Consider the following 14,540-nt stretch of genomic DNA (forward strand, 5'->3'; position numbering starts at 1 on the left):
CCCCTTCGCCTAAGTCGGCGTTGCCGCGACATAGCCCGTTAGCCCAAAACCCTCGCGCGCGGCCGTCATCATCGGCACCAGCGCACTCGGATGGATGAACTCGTCGCGGAAGCAGGGATGGGTCTTGGCATCGAAGATCTTCTTCAGCCAGTCGACCACGATCTTGTGGCGCTCGGAGTCGCGAAATTCCTTGTGATAGGTGAGCCAGAGATCGGCGTGGTGGCTGACGCCCAGATCGACGGCAACGAGCGGTGCGCCGAGCGCGATCGACACGGTCGGCAGGAAGCCGATGCCGGCGCCACGCTCCACCGCATAGAGCACGCCGACCGAGGAGTTGGTCTTGATCCCGACGATACCCTCGAGCGACTTCAGTCCAAGCACGCGGGCGTAGGCGCCGTCGTCGACCTGCGGCGCGCTCTGCTTGATGATGCGATGGTTCTTCAGCTCGGCGAGGGACGCCGGCACACCATAGAGGTTCTCGTATTCCCTGGAGACGAAGGGATAGATGTGCAGGCGGCCGAGCTTGGCGACGATCAGGTCGGGATTGGTCGGCGGCTCGAGCTGGATCGCGATGTCGGATTCAAGCCGGGCGACGTCGGCCTGCTCCATCGCGCAGCGCAGATCGACGGTGATCTTGCGATAGGTCTTCTGGAAATCGATCAGCCGCGGCAGAATCCAGAAATTGCCGGGGCCTTCCGTCACCGCGACGCGCACGGTGCCTGACGTGTCGTTCGACGATCGCGAGGCACGCCGGAAGACGTTGAAGGCATGACGCTCCATATGTGCGACGTCGGCGATCATCGCAGTGCCTTCATCGCTGAGCGTCAGTCCGCTCTGGTCGCGCAGGAACAGCTTGCAGTCGATGCTCTCTTCGAGCCGGTCGATCCTACGCATCAGCGTGGTGGAGGTGAGGCCGAGTTCTTCGGCCGCGTTGCGGAAACTTTTATATTTTGCGCAAGCTAAAAAGAGTTTCAAATCGTCCCAGGACGCGTCCAGGGCTTCTTCACGGTGCTGCATCAAAGCAGCACCCCGGTGCAATAACTGCTGCATACGCCAGATCCCCAACCGCTAAGCTCGTCGTCATAGCGGGGCACTAAATCCTCGAACGATAGAGGGGTGACATGAGTATGGAAAGGGGCTCCTTTGCCGCAAGGCATGATTTCGATGCTTTGCCGCTCAGTCCGGACGTCGATGTCCGATGTGCGCAATCTTCCGAAATTGCTGCGCTTTCCGAAATGGCGCACCGGCTGGTGCCGGGTGTGCAGATCGGAACGGCAGAGCTTGCGCGATATTTCACGTTCGATCCTCAGAGCATCCTGACGTTCAGTCGCAAGGGCAATCTGGTCGGCGGCATGGCCTTCTTGTTCCTCAACGACCGCGGACATGATGCGCTGCTGCTCGACGATATCTGCCTGACCGCACCCGAAACGCGCTATCTCGCTTCCGCGAAGGAAGAGGTTGCCGCGATCTACATCTGGGCGATCGCGGCGACGGGCCGAGGTATCGCTGGTCTGGGCAAGGCCGCTGCTCATCTACGTCAGGTAAGGTTTCGTGGCGCGGATTGCTATGCGCAGCCGTCAACCGTGGCCGGACGCGACATCATGAAGGCGACGGCATTCGACCCCGTCCCGAGCTTCCAGCCAGATCTCTGGTGTTACGAGCGGCCCTGGCATCGGCAGCCGATGCGGATGCCGGGCGCGATCATCCAAACAAGGAGTTTTGCAGATGCACGGCACTAGGATTCCCCTCGCCAAACCCGACTCCCGCGCCATCACCATTCGCCTCGCGCGCGATCCCAACGACCTCATGCTGGTCACCGCCATTCGCTCGGCGGTCTATCTCGCCGAACAGGATTGTCCGTTCGACGAGGAGTTTGACGGCAACGACATGGTCGCAGCGCACTTCATCGGCTACGTCGGCAACGAGCCTGCGGGGTGCCTGCGGGTACGCTTCTTCGGCGATTTCGCCAAGGTGGAGCGGCTCGCGGTGCGCCATCAATATCGGCGCTCGCGCGTCTCGTTCAAGCTGGTCCAGGCGAGCGTCGACTACGTGAAGCGCAAGGGCTTTCGCAAGATCTACGGCCAGGCCCAGGACCGGCTGGTCGATTTCTGGGCTCATTTCGGCGCCAAGCCGCTCGGTCACAACCGCAAGATCACCTTCTCGGATTTCTCCTACACGGAGATGCTGCTGGAGATCGAGCCGGGGCCGGACGCCATCACGCTGGACAGCGATCCCTATGTGATCATCCGTCCCGAGGGCGATTGGGACCGGCCCGGCGTGCTCGACGCATCGGCGGGGCGGGCGGTGACTTCGCCGCTACGGGACCTCGCACTCGCCGACCACTGAAATTGGTGCAGCTCTGCGCAAGACAATGCTGGCTTCCATTACCGACGATCCGCCGATCCTGGTCTGTGCGGATCTCCAGGTCGAATACCTGACCCCCGGGCGTCGCCATGTCATCCTCGACGGCGAGGCCGCCACTGTGCGCTGCCTGGAACTCCTGACACTGTGGCGCACCAATCTCTGGCCGGTGATGCATCTGAAGCGCATCGCCCAGGCGGCTTGGTTCAATCCGGCATCCAGGCTGACTGATTGGGTCGCGGAGGCGAAGCCGCGGCCAGGTGAAATGACGTTCGAGCACCCGCTGCCGTCGGCCTACAGCTCTTCGCGGTTCGTGGACTACATGTCCAATATCCGCAATGTGCGCTGCATTCTGGTCGGCTTTTCCTTGGACGAAACCATCCTGGCGACCGCCGTCGACGGGTTTCACCGTAGCCATCGCTACCAGATCGTCACTGACGCCGTGGCCTGCCGGCAGCCGGGCACGGGCGATGCCGCCGCCTACAAACAGTCGGTGGTGAATGTGATCGGGAATTTTGCTACAGTCCATGCCAGCGCCGAACTGATCAGAACCAGCGGCGCCATCGCGGTCTAGGCGGCCGTGGTCGGCGGATGGATGGGGTGGGACATTGTCACGGGGGGACGAGCTCAAGGAGCTGGCGAGCGATTTGTCGCGTGCCGTGGAGATGGCGCGCCGCGTCGGCTTGCCCACAACCGTCTATCTGCTCTCGATGGCGCTGGTGGAGGTGAAGGAAGCCGCTCGCGCTGCCGCCGAAGAGGATGACGACGGCGCGGCGTAGGGTTTCGGACCTGCGGCGAAGGCGTTTCTCTCAGGATCGGCCGATGGCGCGCATCAGGATGTCGGAGGCGTCATCAGCGCTGTCGCCCGCGTAGGCAACGAATTGATCGGGCCGCACCAGGATCAGCCGCGCCTCGTATTTCTCGCGGCCGCCTGATGCGGTGTCCCTGATCACCGTCAGCGGGATGCCAAGCCGCGCGGCGGCTTGCTCGAGAGCTGTAGCTGCGCCGCCGTCCGTCAGATCGATCAAGGTGAAGCCGTCGCCCAATTCCTCGAACACGTCTTTGCCTGACGATAGAGCTTGCGGCGTGAGATGATGACCTGCGCGCGCCGAATAGGCGTGCGAGCCGATCGCGCTGCAGACAGCGCCGGCCGGACCAAAGACGATTGGTGACCCCTCGTAATTCGGCTCGAAGGCGTTGACCTCGGCGCGCGCGCCGGAGTGCCGCTCGTGCCAGGCGGTCTCGAAATCCGCCCGATCGCGCGCCGGATCGTGCCGGCGAAGAAAATCGCGGTCGCGGAAGATCGGCGTCTCGATGAAATCGCGCGCGGTGGACGCAAACACCGGACGCCGCTCGGCATCGTAGCTGTCGAGCAGACCGGCTGGCGCCCAGCCCTGTAGAGTCGCGGCGAGCTTCCACGCCAGATTTGCGGCGTCCTCAAAGCCGGTGTTGATGCCATAGCCGCCATAGGGCGGATGGCTGTGCGCAGCATCTCCGGCGATGAAGACGCGGCCTGCGCGGTAGCTGTCCGCGACCGTGAAGCGAAGATCCCAGAATCCGATGTGCTCGAACTCGATGTCGAATTGTGCGCCGGCGGCATCGTGCAGCAAGCGTCGGAAATCGAAATTGTCGGCGGTGGTGTCCGCGGGAACGGGGGCATGGAAGAACCAGGTGCTGCCGAGATCGACCCGGCCGAAGAACTTCCAATAGCCCTCGAGGTCCGGGTGCAGCACGCTGTAGAACGACTTGCCCGGAAAGGCCTCGAGCAGTCGATGCAATTCGACGGAGCGAAACACCAGCAGCACCATCAGCCGGTCGTGGTCGGAGCGGGTCTGCGTGATGCCGGCGCGTTCGCGCACAATCGATCGGCTGCCATCGCAGCCGATCACATAGTCGGCGCGAAGGCTCTGTGTCATCCCGTCGCGACTTTCGATGTCGAGGCTCACGCCCTCGGCGTCAGGCCGGACATCCCGGCAGGTCCAGCCGTATCGCAGATCAACCGAGGGAAGCTGTACCGCCCGTTGCCGCAGCACGGCTTCGGTCGCGTATTGCGGCAGGCGTTCGTTGTCGGTGAAATAGAAGGGGCGGACGAGCTCGCGCTGCAGCCAGTTGTAATTGTAGCCGCTCAGCAGCGTCCCGTAGCTGGTCATTCCGCCGATGCCATAGTCGGGAGGAATGGTGCGGGCCGCGCGCAGCGCTGCCTCCGCACCCCAGAAATGGAAATGCTCCATCGTCCGCTGCGTGAGATTCTGACCCTTGGGGATCGGCTGCGGCTGTTCGTGGCGTTCCACGACGATGGTCTTGATGCCGCGCTGGCCAAGGCCGATCGCCAGACCCATCCCGACCGGTCCGCCGCCGACGATCACGACGGGCGCGTCGCTATCCGCTGAAGCCTGCCTCACATCGCTTCCCCACGATTGTCATCGCGCGACGCGCGATCGCTCGTCCTCATGAGACGTCGCAGGGATGTCGTCAAGTAAAATCTCACATAATGAGATTATGGTGTGGTGCCGTCTGTCGCGGCCTCGGAGATCTGCCGGGCCGCTTCGCGGACCTCCGCGCTGATGCGATCGATCAACTCGCCCTTGGCATGTGGTCCGGCGATCGTGATGCAGAGGCTTGCGATCGGGTAGCCCGCATCGAGGATCGGCGCGGCGATCCCGACCGCGCCCGGTGTCACTTCGCCAAAGGCAACGGCGACGCCGGCGCGCCGGACGCGTTTCAGCGCTGCCAGGATTTCGTCGGAGGTGTCGCCGACGCCGACGCTGCGCAGATCGGCGGCATAGCGAGTCACCAGCGGCATCGCGCGCTGCTTGGGCAGAAAGGCCATGATCGAGCGCGCGATTGCGCCGCGTCCCATCGCCATCGGTCGGCCGCGCGGATAGCTGCTCACGGGATTCACGACGGAAGCGATCGAAGCCACGCACAGCATCTTTTCGCCATACCAGCGCACGACCAGGGCCGTACAGGGGTGCGCGGCCGACAGCCGCTCCAGATGCGGGGTGGCTGCTGCGATCAGCGGATCGGAGCGGCGGCTGAGATAGTCCATCTCCACCACGCGCGGGCCAAGCGCGAACCGGCCGCCGCGCGTCGGCATCACGAAGCCGCTGTCCTTCAAGCTCTTCAGATAGCGGTACAGCGTCGGCCTCGTGTAGCCGAGCTCGTTCATCAGCTCTTCGGGCGACCATTGCGGCCGTGCCTCGGTGAAGAGATCGAGCACGGCAAGAACCCGATCCTGACTGTTTGCTTTGACCAAGTGAGATTCGATCCAGCTTCGCGTATTCGCCGTGATACCCGCATTCGCGCCGGCCGCAAAACGGTGGCACGGCGGTGGCTTGCCTTCGCTATAATCTCACTATAAGAGATTTTAAGAAGAATAATAGTGCATGAGTTGCCGGGGAGGGGTTGGGCATGGCCGTCACAGCTACGGATGAGATCGTGTCAGGCACGGTCGACGTTCCCGCCTATGTCGATCGTCAGCCGGTCGGCGCCTTTCAGATCCGGGTTCTGCTCGTCTGCGCCGCAGTGCTGTTCATTGACGGCTTCGACACCCAGGCGATCGGTTATGTCGCTCCTGCAGTTGCGCAGGAATGGAAGCTGGCGCGTGGCAGCCTCGGTCCGGTGTTCAGCGCGGGGCTTCTGGGCCTCATGATCGGCGCCCTGATCTTCGGTCCGATGGCCGACAGGATCGGTCGCCGCCGCATCATCCTTGCAAGCACGCTGGTGTTCGGCATCGGGACGCTGCTCACCGTGTTCGCGGTGGATACGACCTGGCTGATCGCGTTGCGCGTTCTGACCGGTCTTGGTCTCGGCGGTGCGATGCCCAATGCGATTGCGCTGACCTCCGAATTCAGCCCGCATCGCCGCCGCGCCACCATGGTCATGATCATGTTCGCAGGCTTTTCGATCGGTGCGGCCCTGGGCGGACTGCTGGCAGCCGCCATGATCCCGGCTTTCGGCTGGCGCTCGGTGTTCCTCGTCGGCGGCCTCGTGCCGCTGCTGCTTCTGGCCTTCCTCTTCAGGGCGTTGCCGGAGTCGATCCGGTTCCTGGCGATGATGGGCGGCCGCGACCGCGAGGTGGCGAACCTCCTGCAAAAGCTGGCCCCGGGGGTATCCTTCGCCGGCAATGCCAAATTCGTGGTCCAGGAGCCCAAATTGTCGGGATTGCCCGTCGCGCATTTGTTCGCCGAGGGGCGCGCATCGGTGACGGTTCTGCTCTGGGTCGTGTTCTTCATGAGCCTGCTCGACCTGTATCTGCTGTCGAACTGGCTGCCCACCGTGCTGAACGATCTCGGCGTGTCAGTCTCGGGCGCGGCCGCGATTGGTGCGATGCTCCAGGTCGGGGGCGTGGTCGGCACGTTCACGCTCGGCCAGTTCATCGACCGCTTCTCGTTTCGCGCGTTGTCGCTGACCTATCTCGTGGCGGCGGTCGCGGTTGCGGGCGTCGGCATGGCCAGCCACTCGATCGTCCTGGTCACGATCGCGATCTTCGCGTCGGGATTTTGCATCGTCGGGGGACAGATCGCCTCGAACGCGCTGACGGCGACCTTCTATCCGACGGCGATCAGGTCGACCGGCGTGGGTTGGGCGCTGGGCATTGGCCGCATCGGCTCGATCGTGGGGCCTCTGATTGGCGGCGTGATGCTGGCCCGCGACATGGGACCGCAGCCGCTGTTTGGCGCTGCGGCCGTCCCTGCATTGATCGCTGCGGCGGCGGCCTTCGTGCTGGCACGGCGAGGCTAGCCGAGGCGATATATCCTGTGCCGAAGTGCCAGCGCTGCTTTCCTGCAACGCTCGTGTGCGCTTGTTGCCAACGAAATGACGTTGCAAGTTGCGGCCTGCCACAATAGCCAAGATGTCGACGTTTTCTTTGGACAAGCTCGTCGTTTGGACAGGTCTGCGTCATGACCTCCAATGACGCACCGTTGAGGAATCCCGCAATGTCCATGCTGCCCAATTCGCAAGAGGCCCGGGATGTGGCCTACCAGCTCCATTCCTACACCAACGCGCGCGCGCATCAGCAGGCCGGTCCGCTGGTGATCGAGCGCGGCGAGGGCCCTTACGTGTTCGACGCGTCGGGCAAGCGCTATTTCGAGGCCATGGCCGGCCTGTGGAGCGTCGGGCTCGGCTTCAACGAGAAGCGGCTGGTCGAGGCGGCGCACAAGCAGATGCTGGCGCTGCCGTTCTACCATACGTTCTCCGCCAAATCGCACGGGCCCTCGATCGACCTCGCCGAGAAGCTGGTGGCGCTCGCGCCGGTGCCGATGAGCAAGGTGTTCTTCACCAATTCCGGCTCGGAGGCGAACGACACCGTCCTCAAGCTGATCGCCTATCGCTCCAATTCGCTTGGCCAGCCGCAACGCAAGAAGATCATCAGCCGGATGCGCGCCTATCACGGCGTCACCATTGCCTCGGCAAGCCTCACCGGCCTGCCGAACAACCATCGCTCGTTCGACCTGCCGCTGCCCAACATCCTGCACACGGGCTCGCCGCATTTCTACAAGGACGGCGCGCCCGGTGAGAGCGAGGAGGCGTTCGCGACGCGCCGGGCCGAGGAGCTCGACGCGCTGATCCAGAAGGAAGGCCCGGATACGATCGCGGCCTTCTTCGGCGAGCCGGTGATGGGCGCGGGCGGTGTCGTCGTGCCGCCGGCGACCTATTGGGAGAAGATCCAGGCCGTCCTGAAGAAGTACGACATCCTGCTGGTCGCGGATGAGGTCATCTGCGGCTTCGGCCGCACCGGCAAGATGTTCGGCTGCGAGACCTACGGCATCAAGCCGGATGTGATGGTGGTCTCCAAGCAGATCACCTCGAGCTACTTCCCGCTGTCGGCGATCATCCTGAACGATCGCATGTTCGAGCCGATCGCGGACGAGAGCAACAAGATCGGCGTGCTCGGCCATGGTTTCACCGCGGGCGGCCATCCCGTCGGCTCGGCCATCGCGCTGGAGAATCTCAAGATCATCGAGGAGCGCGGCCTGGTCGCGCACGCCGCCGAGCTCGGTGGCTACATGCAGGGCAAGCTGCGCGAGCTCACCAGCCATCCGCTGGTCGGCGAGGTCCGCGGCGTCGGCATGATCGCGGCGATCGAGCTCGTGCTCGACAAGGGACGCAAGACCGCCGCCAGCACGCCCGGCGCCGTCGGCGGCATCGCCAGCCGCATGCTCCAGGAGCGCGGCGTGATCTCGCGCAACATGCTGGATGCCATCGCCATCTGCCCGCCGCTGATCGTCACCAAGGCCCAGATCGACGAGCTGATCGCGGCGATCACGGGCGTGCTGAACGACATGAAGCCGGAAGTGGCGAAGCTGACGCCAGCGTAAAGGGCCGGCGCAATTCCATCACCGTCACCCTGAGGTGGCCGCGAAGCGGCCCTCGAAGGGCGACGGTCCGGCTCTCCCGGCGCGGCGGCAGCGTGGCCGCGCACCCTTCGAGGCTCCGCATGCGGCGCTTTGCACCGCATGCCTCGCACCTCAGGATGACGGGTTGATAGTTGTTGCGCGTTCGCAGTTCGCGCTGGCCCCCTACGCCCGCTGAACCCCGATCACGCGGCCTTTCTCGATCGCCAGCGCCAGCTCGCCGCGCTTGAGCTTCAAGGCGGCATCGCCGAACAGCTCGCGGCGCCAGCCGCGCAGGGCGGGGACGTCGGCCTCGTCGTCGGCTGCGATCTCTTCGAGATCGTCGACGGTGGCGATCACCTTGCTGGCGACCGCGTGGCGCTCCGCGGTCATGCGCAGCAGGACCTTCAACAGCTCGACGATGGCGGCGCCATTGCTATTGTTGCGCGGCTTCTCCAGCTTCGGCAGCGTCGTAAAATCCCGCCCCAGCCCGCGCTCGACCGCGGCGACGATGTCCGCGCCCCATTTGGATTTCTCGAACCCCTTCGGCACCGAGCGCAGATGGGCGAGCTTCTCCAGCGTGTTCGGCGCGTGGGTCGCGATGTCACTGATGGCTTCATCGCGCAGCACACGGCCGCGCGGCACGTCGCGGCTCTGCGCTTCCTGCTCGCGCCAGGCCGCGACTTCCATCAGGACCGCGAGGTCCTTGGGCTTGCGGACCCGCGTCTTTAGCCGTTCCCAGGCGCGCTCGGGATGGAAGTCGTAAGTGCGGGGCGAGGTCAAAACCTCCATCTCGATGGAGACCCACTCGCTGCGGCGCCGCTTCTTGAGGTCGGCGTCGAGCGCGGCGAACACGTCGCGCAGGTGCGTGACGTCGGACACCGCGTAGTGCATCTGCTCTTTCGTCAGCGGCCGGCGCGACCAGTCGGTGAAGCGGTGGGTCTTGTCCGGGCGGTGGCCGGTGACCTTCTCGACCAGCGCGTCATAGGCGATGCTGTCGCCATAGCCGAGCACCATGGCCGCGACCTGGGTGTCGAACACCGGGTGCGGGATGATGTTGGCTTGGTGCCAGATGATCTCGATGTCCTGGCGGGCGGCATGGAATACCTTCAGCACGCCCTCGTTGCCCATCAGGTCGAAGAACGGCTTGAGGTCGATGCCCTCGGCCAGGGTGTCGATCACCACGGCTTCCTCGGCGCTCGCCATCTGCACCACGCACAGCAGCGGGTAGTAGGTGGTCTCGCGTAGGAACTCGGTATCGACTGTGATGACGGGGTGCTTGGCCAGCCGGCTGCAGGCAGCCGCGAGGTCAGCGGTGGTGGTAATCAAATCCATGAACGGCCCATGACACGTACATCAGCCGTTCTGCCGAAAGCGCTGTGATGTCAAGGGGCTCTAAGCGAATTCGAGCCTTGCATCGGGCCGGAATCGCCTGTTTCCGACCAAATTCCTATTCGTAACGGATCCGGTGCGAGGATTTGCGCGCGCAGGGCAGCGCGACCACGACCACGCACATGGCGACCAGCGCCAGCCCCAGGAACTCGAAAACCAACAGATCCACGGCGAAATCTCCAGAAACATTGATAGATTTGTCGGGGGGTCGTTGACGGTCTGTTAATGCTCGTGGTTACCGGCCGCACGGCAAGCCGGATGGTGGACGGGGGGTTAACGGGGGTAGGCTCGACCATCACCCCATGAGCTTCGGCAAGGCGGCCGCGAGTACGTCGACGGCGGCACGGACTTTGGGCGGAATCCGGGGCGAACGGGGCCACAGTGCGTGGCATTCGTAGAGGAATTCGGGCTGGCCTTCGAGGAGGCCGACCAACGCGCCGTTGTCGAGGCGCTCGCGGACCAGCCAATAAGGCAGCCAGGCGAGACCCATGCCTTGCGCGGCGGCGTCCGCGATCGCCTCCATATCGTCGAGCCTCAGCCTGCCCGAAGGCATGATCTCGCGTGGCGGCTGGTCGGCTTGCGGAAACAGCCACGGCCGGACGCGGCCGGAGCGGCGATAGATGATCGCCTGATGCAGGGCGAGATCGTCGAGCGATTTCGGTTTGCCGCTGGCGCGCAGATAGGACCGCGCACCGCACACCACCATGCGCTGGCTTGCGATGCGCCGCGTGATCAGACCGGACTGGTCGTCGAGATCGCCGGTCCGGATCGCAATATCGTAGCCGGCCTCGATGATGTCAGCGATGGGATCGCCGAAGGACAGGTCGAGCTCGAGATGCGGATATTTTCGCGCGAGCTTCATCAGCAAGGGCGCGATGCAGTGTCGGCCCAGCAGGGCAGGCATGGTCACGCGTAGCCTGCCGCGCGGCGCGGAGAGTTCATCGGCCACGACGGCGTCGGCGGCTTCCGCCTCGCTGAGTACCGCGCGGCAGCGCTCGTAATAGGCCTGGCCAGCTTCGGTCAGGCTCTGCCGCCGCGTGGTGCGGTTGAGGAGGCGGACGCCGAGGCGTTCTTCGAGGAAGCGCACATGCTTGCCGACCATCGGTCCCGACATCTCCAGGGCGTCGGCCGCGGCTGCGAACGAGCCGAGATCGACGGCGCGGACGAACACGGCCATGCTGGTCAGGCGGTCCATAATTGAAAACTCCTGGTTTCGACTGTTCGCGTATTCGGGCCATTTATCCACTCCGGTGGGATCGGCATAGCTCCATTCAGTTCAATTGTTTTGGAGTGTATCCATGATCCGCGTCGTTCGCTTCCACCGGCATGGCGGTCCCGAAGTGCTGCGTATCGAGACCATCGACGTTCCACCGCCGGCAACGGGCGAGGTTCAGATCCGGGTCAGGGCGCTCGGTCTCAACCGCGCGGAGGCGCTGCTGCGGACGGGCAGCTATATCGAGACCGCGACATTTCCGTCCGGCCTTGGCTTAGAGGCGGCAGGTATCGTCGAGGCCGTCGGCGAAGGCGTGGCCGGCTTTGCTTCGGGCGATGCGGTCAGCATCGTGCCGCCGCTGTCGATGGTGCGATGGCCGGCCTATGCCGAACTCGCGACGTTTCCGGCCGAGCTCGTCGTGAAGCATCCGCCCGAGCTTGGCTTCGAGGCGGCGGCCGCGGTGTGGATGCAGTATCTGACGGCCTACGGCGCGCTGGTCGACATCGCCGGACTTGGGCGAGGGGACGTCGTCGCCATCACGGCGGCATCGAGCAGCGTCGGGCTTGCGGCCATCCAGATCGCGAACCGGATCGGCGCGGTCCCGGTCGCCCTGACGCGGACCTCGGCCAAGCAGCGCGCCTTGCGCGAGGCCGGCGCCGCGCACGTGATCGCCTCGCAGGAGGAGGATATCGAAGCGCGGCTCGCGGAGATCGCCGGTGCGAGCGGCGTCCGCGTGGTGTTTGACGCGGTCGGCGGTCCCGCATTCGAGCCGCTGACTGCGGCGATGTCACCGGGCGGTATCCTGATCGAGTATGGCGGGCTGAGCCCCGCGCCGACGCCGTTCCCGCTCTTCAACGTGTTGACCAAGTGCCTGACGCTGCGCGGCTACCTTGTGCACGAGATCATCGGCGATCCCGCGCGCCTTGCGAAAGCAAAGGCGTTCATCCTCGACGGGCTGTCGGACGGCAGCTTGAAGCCGGTGATCGCCAGAACGTTCCCGTTCGAGGAGATCGTCGAGGCGCATCGCTTCCTGGAGTCGAACAATCAGTTCGGCAAGATCGTGGTGACGATCTAACCGCGCGGCGCGTGGCTCACGTCGCGGCGATCAGCCCCCCTCGAATATTCTCTTGCGGGCATTTTCGACATGCGTGCGCATGGCGCGGCGGGCGCCGTCCTCGTCTTGTGCCTCGATGGCCTCGAACACGCGGCGATGCTCCTGCTGCCCCCTGAGAATGCGACCGCGCGGCTGAATGAGCGACAGGTTGCGGTTGAGATTGACGCCAACGGCGATCTGCTCCCTCAACGACGTCAGCGTCTCGACAAAGAACCGGTTGCCGCTCGCCTCCGCAATCGTGCGGTGGAAGTGGAGATCTTCCTCGACACCGAGGCCACCCTCGCGCCCCTGGGCGACCATCGTATCCAGCCTGGTCAGGACCTGCTGAATGCGGCGCAGGCTTTGCCTGTCCCGGTTGCGTGCGGCGAGGGCGGCCGCATCGCCCTCGACGGCCATCCGGAACACGAAGCAGCGCTGGATGTCGGGGATGCTGCTGATGGGCGCGAAGTCGAAGGCATTGGCGGCCGGGCGCCGCGTCACGAACCAGCCCGCACCCTGGCGTGATGCGATCAGGCCGTCGTCGCGCAATCGCGTCAGCGCCTCGCGAACGACGGGCCGTGAAACGCCGAGGAGTTCGGCAAGGCCATTCTCGGGCGGCAGCCGGCAATTGACGGGAAGGATGCCGATCGCGATCTGACCCAGCACGTGGTCGTAAATCCGGTCGCTCAATCGTCCCGTTGAGGACGAGAGCGGCAACTCCGCGGATTTCATCGCAGGCTTTTTCAAGTCCGGCTCCGCCCGGTTTTGCGTTCGGCTTCCAAACAAGTTTTTGACATTTCGGTTCGTGCACGAGGCGCTGCGGCCGGCAGTTCGAAACAGCTGCAGAACAGACCGCTTGACAACCAGCGAAGATTTCGTCGATGCTTGCCTTACAAATAAATAACAAGTTGCGCAAAAAATAAAGCGCTTGGGAGGCGAGAATGAAAACGAGGTCAGCAACCCCAATGGTCGCGGCCCTGGTGGGGGTGTGTCTTTGCAGCGGAGCCCTGGCCGCTCCGATCAGTCTTTCGATCATCGATACCGGCGGTGACCTGGCCTCGGTGCAGACCATCATCGAGAACTACAAGAAGGCGAATCCGGACAAGGTCAGCGAGATCAAGATCCAGCGCGCACCCGCGCCGGAGCTTCCGGCCAAGATCAAGGCGCAGCAGGATGCCGGACGCCTCGATATCAATCTGGTGCTGACCGGTCAGGATGGCGGCGCGCTGCTGGCCCAGAACGGCCAGCTCATCGCCATCCCCGATTATCAGAAGACCTTTCCGCGCGATGGTCTCACGGACGCAGGCAAGGCGCTTTACGACGAGGGCAAGGGCGTCCTCATTCCGTCAGTCGGCAATGCCGGTGGACCGGTGCTGATCTACAATCCGGCGAAGGTGCCGAGCCCGCCGAAGACCGCGCAGGAATTGCTGACCTGGGTGAAGGCGAACCCGGGCAAGTTCATGTATGCGCGTCCCGCGAACAGCGGGCCGGGCCGCGCAATCCTCCAGGGCTTTGCCTTCATTCTCGGGGATTCAAAGCCGCTCGACCCCGAAAAGGGCTGGGACAAGAGCTGGAATTTCCTGAAAGAACTCGGCAAGTCCGTTGAATATTATCCGACCGGTACCGCGATCACGTTGAAGGAGTTCGCGCAGGGGCAGCGCTGGATGATCGCCGGGATCATGGAATGGGACATGAAGCCGCGCGCGCAGAGCGTGATCCCGCCGGACTCGAAGATCGCAATCTTGGAGAACACCACCTTCGTGGTGGACGGTCACTATTGGTGCATCCCGAAGGGCGTTCCGCAGGAACAGGTCGATGTCATCGTCGACCTCATGAAGTTCATGTGGAAGCCGGAGCAGCAGGCGCTCACCTGGAAGGCCTTCATCGGGCCGGTCGTGAAGGCCGCAGCCCTGGCGTCGGCGCCCAAGGACATCCAGGACGAGGTGAAGGAGTTCTGGCGTCCTGAATATGATCAGATCGGGACCAAATGGAAAGTGTCGCCTCCGCTGGGCGTGACCGAGCTGAGCTACGCGATGGAACGGTGGGACCGTGAGGTCGGCGCCGATCAGGTCAAGAAATAACAACAACCGGGACCAAGACGCGAGGGCGCGCAGGTGCGGCCCTCGCGCGCGTATGCGGGGCG

Annotated in this window: 14 protein-coding genes; 8 read left to right on the forward strand and 6 right to left on the reverse strand. The window is 64.2% G+C overall.

The window, feature by feature from the left end; translation table 11 throughout:
* Positions 1-9 precede the first annotated feature (9 nt).
* Positions 10-1,050, reverse strand: coding sequence for a LysR family transcriptional regulator (locus AB7008_RS23910; RefSeq protein ID WP_028157527.1), 1,041 nt, complete (start codon positions 1,048-1,050; stop codon positions 10-12).
* 71 nt (positions 1,051-1,121) lie between these two features.
* Here AB7008_RS23910 and AB7008_RS23915 point away from each other — a divergent pair, with 71 nt between their 5' ends.
* From AB7008_RS23915 to AB7008_RS23930, 4 genes are read left to right on the forward strand one after another with little or no spacing between them, the layout of a single operon-like run.
* Entirely contained in the window at positions 1,122-1,739 is a 618-nt protein-coding gene (locus tag AB7008_RS23915) for a hypothetical protein (protein WP_441259642.1), read from the forward strand.
* Positions 1,726-2,346 (forward strand): GNAT family N-acetyltransferase, encoded by a 621-nt coding sequence (locus tag AB7008_RS23920; RefSeq protein ID WP_014495756.1) that lies wholly within the window; start codon positions 1,726-1,728, stop codon positions 2,344-2,346. Before AB7008_RS23915 ends, AB7008_RS23920 begins: the two co-directional genes overlap by 14 nt.
* A gap of 25 nt (positions 2,347-2,371) precedes the next feature.
* Positions 2,372-2,935 carry an isochorismatase family protein gene (locus AB7008_RS23925; protein WP_014495755.1) on the forward strand — a complete coding sequence of 188 codons (564 nt, stop codon included), beginning with the start codon at positions 2,372-2,374 and terminating at the stop codon, positions 2,933-2,935.
* Positions 2,936-2,969: 34 nt separating this feature from the next.
* The gene (locus tag AB7008_RS23930; RefSeq protein WP_014495754.1) at positions 2,970-3,140 is read left to right on the forward strand and encodes a hypothetical protein; all 171 of its coding nucleotides are present in this window, start codon (positions 2,970-2,972) and stop codon (positions 3,138-3,140) included.
* A gap of 30 nt (positions 3,141-3,170) precedes the next feature.
* On the opposite strand, the gene AB7008_RS23935 is transcribed toward AB7008_RS23930, so the two are convergent.
* Positions 3,171-4,763, reverse strand: coding sequence for an FAD-dependent monooxygenase (locus AB7008_RS23935; RefSeq protein ID WP_441259643.1), 1,593 nt, complete (start codon positions 4,761-4,763; stop codon positions 3,171-3,173).
* A 95-nt stretch (positions 4,764-4,858) separates the two neighbouring features.
* Positions 4,859-5,617 carry an IclR family transcriptional regulator gene (locus tag AB7008_RS23940; RefSeq protein ID WP_441259644.1) on the reverse strand — a complete coding sequence of 253 codons (759 nt, stop codon included), beginning with the start codon at positions 5,615-5,617 and terminating at the stop codon, positions 4,859-4,861.
* A 155-nt stretch (positions 5,618-5,772) separates the two neighbouring features.
* Between AB7008_RS23940 and AB7008_RS23945 the strand changes: the two genes are divergently transcribed.
* Positions 5,773-7,104, forward strand: coding sequence for an MFS transporter (locus tag AB7008_RS23945; RefSeq protein ID WP_080752003.1), 1,332 nt, complete (start codon positions 5,773-5,775; stop codon positions 7,102-7,104).
* A gap of 197 nt (positions 7,105-7,301) precedes the next feature.
* Positions 7,302-8,684 (forward strand): aspartate aminotransferase family protein, encoded by a 1,383-nt coding sequence (locus AB7008_RS23950; RefSeq protein ID WP_014495749.1) that lies wholly within the window; start codon positions 7,302-7,304, stop codon positions 8,682-8,684.
* Between the two features lie 201 nt (positions 8,685-8,885).
* Here AB7008_RS23950 and rnd read toward each other — a convergent pair whose 3' ends face one another.
* Entirely contained in the window at positions 8,886-10,034 is a 1,149-nt protein-coding gene (gene rnd, locus AB7008_RS23955) for a ribonuclease D (RefSeq protein WP_041957852.1), read from the reverse strand.
* A gap of 352 nt (positions 10,035-10,386) precedes the next feature.
* Positions 10,387-11,286, reverse strand: coding sequence for a LysR family transcriptional regulator (locus AB7008_RS23960; protein WP_304494038.1), 900 nt, complete (start codon positions 11,284-11,286; stop codon positions 10,387-10,389).
* 103 nt (positions 11,287-11,389) lie between these two features.
* Here AB7008_RS23960 and AB7008_RS23965 point away from each other — a divergent pair, with 103 nt between their 5' ends.
* Positions 11,390-12,379, forward strand: a complete 990-nt coding sequence (locus AB7008_RS23965) for a zinc-dependent alcohol dehydrogenase family protein (protein ID WP_304494039.1) — start codon at positions 11,390-11,392, stop codon at positions 12,377-12,379.
* 30 nt (positions 12,380-12,409) lie between these two features.
* On the opposite strand, the gene AB7008_RS23970 is transcribed toward AB7008_RS23965, so the two are convergent.
* The gene (locus AB7008_RS23970) at positions 12,410-13,357 is read right to left on the reverse strand and encodes a FadR/GntR family transcriptional regulator (protein WP_304494040.1); all 948 of its coding nucleotides are present in this window, start codon (positions 13,355-13,357) and stop codon (positions 12,410-12,412) included.
* Here AB7008_RS23970 and AB7008_RS23975 point away from each other — a divergent pair.
* Positions 13,339-14,478: an ABC transporter substrate-binding protein gene (locus AB7008_RS23975; RefSeq protein WP_304494041.1), complete on the forward strand. Its 1,140-nt coding sequence runs from the start codon at positions 13,339-13,341 to the stop codon at positions 14,476-14,478. The two genes, AB7008_RS23970 and AB7008_RS23975, sit on opposite strands and share 19 nt — an antisense overlap.
* Positions 14,479-14,540: the final 62 nt, after the last annotated feature.

Source organism: Bradyrhizobium sp. 521_C7_N1_3, from assembly GCF_052075975.1.
Taxonomy (GTDB): domain Bacteria; phylum Pseudomonadota; class Alphaproteobacteria; order Rhizobiales; family Xanthobacteraceae; genus Bradyrhizobium; species Bradyrhizobium japonicum.

Bases quoted from the DNA above. Each gene is read 5' to 3' on its own strand.
- AB7008_RS23910 (WP_028157527.1), bottom strand. From the start codon at position 1,050: ATGCAGCAGTTATTGCACCGGGGTGCTGCTTTGATGCAGCACCGTGAA.
- AB7008_RS23960 (WP_304494038.1), bottom strand. From the start codon at position 11,286: ATGGACCGCCTGACCAGCATGGCCGTGTTCGTCCGCGCCGTCGATCTC.
- AB7008_RS23950 (WP_014495749.1), top strand. From the start codon at position 7,302: ATGTCCATGCTGCCCAATTCGCAAGAGGCCCGGGATGTGGCCTACCAG.
- AB7008_RS23945 (WP_080752003.1), top strand. From the start codon at position 5,773: ATGGCCGTCACAGCTACGGATGAGATCGTGTCAGGCACGGTCGACGTT.
- AB7008_RS23965 (WP_304494039.1), top strand. From the start codon at position 11,390: ATGATCCGCGTCGTTCGCTTCCACCGGCATGGCGGTCCCGAAGTGCTG.
- rnd (WP_041957852.1), bottom strand. From the start codon at position 10,034: ATGGATTTGATTACCACCACCGCTGACCTCGCGGCTGCCTGCAGCCGG.
- AB7008_RS23975 (WP_304494041.1), top strand. From the start codon at position 13,339: ATGAAAACGAGGTCAGCAACCCCAATGGTCGCGGCCCTGGTGGGGGTG.
- AB7008_RS23915 (WP_441259642.1), top strand. From the start codon at position 1,122: ATGAGTATGGAAAGGGGCTCCTTTGCCGCAAGGCATGATTTCGATGCT.
- AB7008_RS23925 (WP_014495755.1), top strand. From the start codon at position 2,372: ATGCTGGCTTCCATTACCGACGATCCGCCGATCCTGGTCTGTGCGGAT.
- AB7008_RS23920 (WP_014495756.1), top strand. From the start codon at position 1,726: ATGCACGGCACTAGGATTCCCCTCGCCAAACCCGACTCCCGCGCCATC.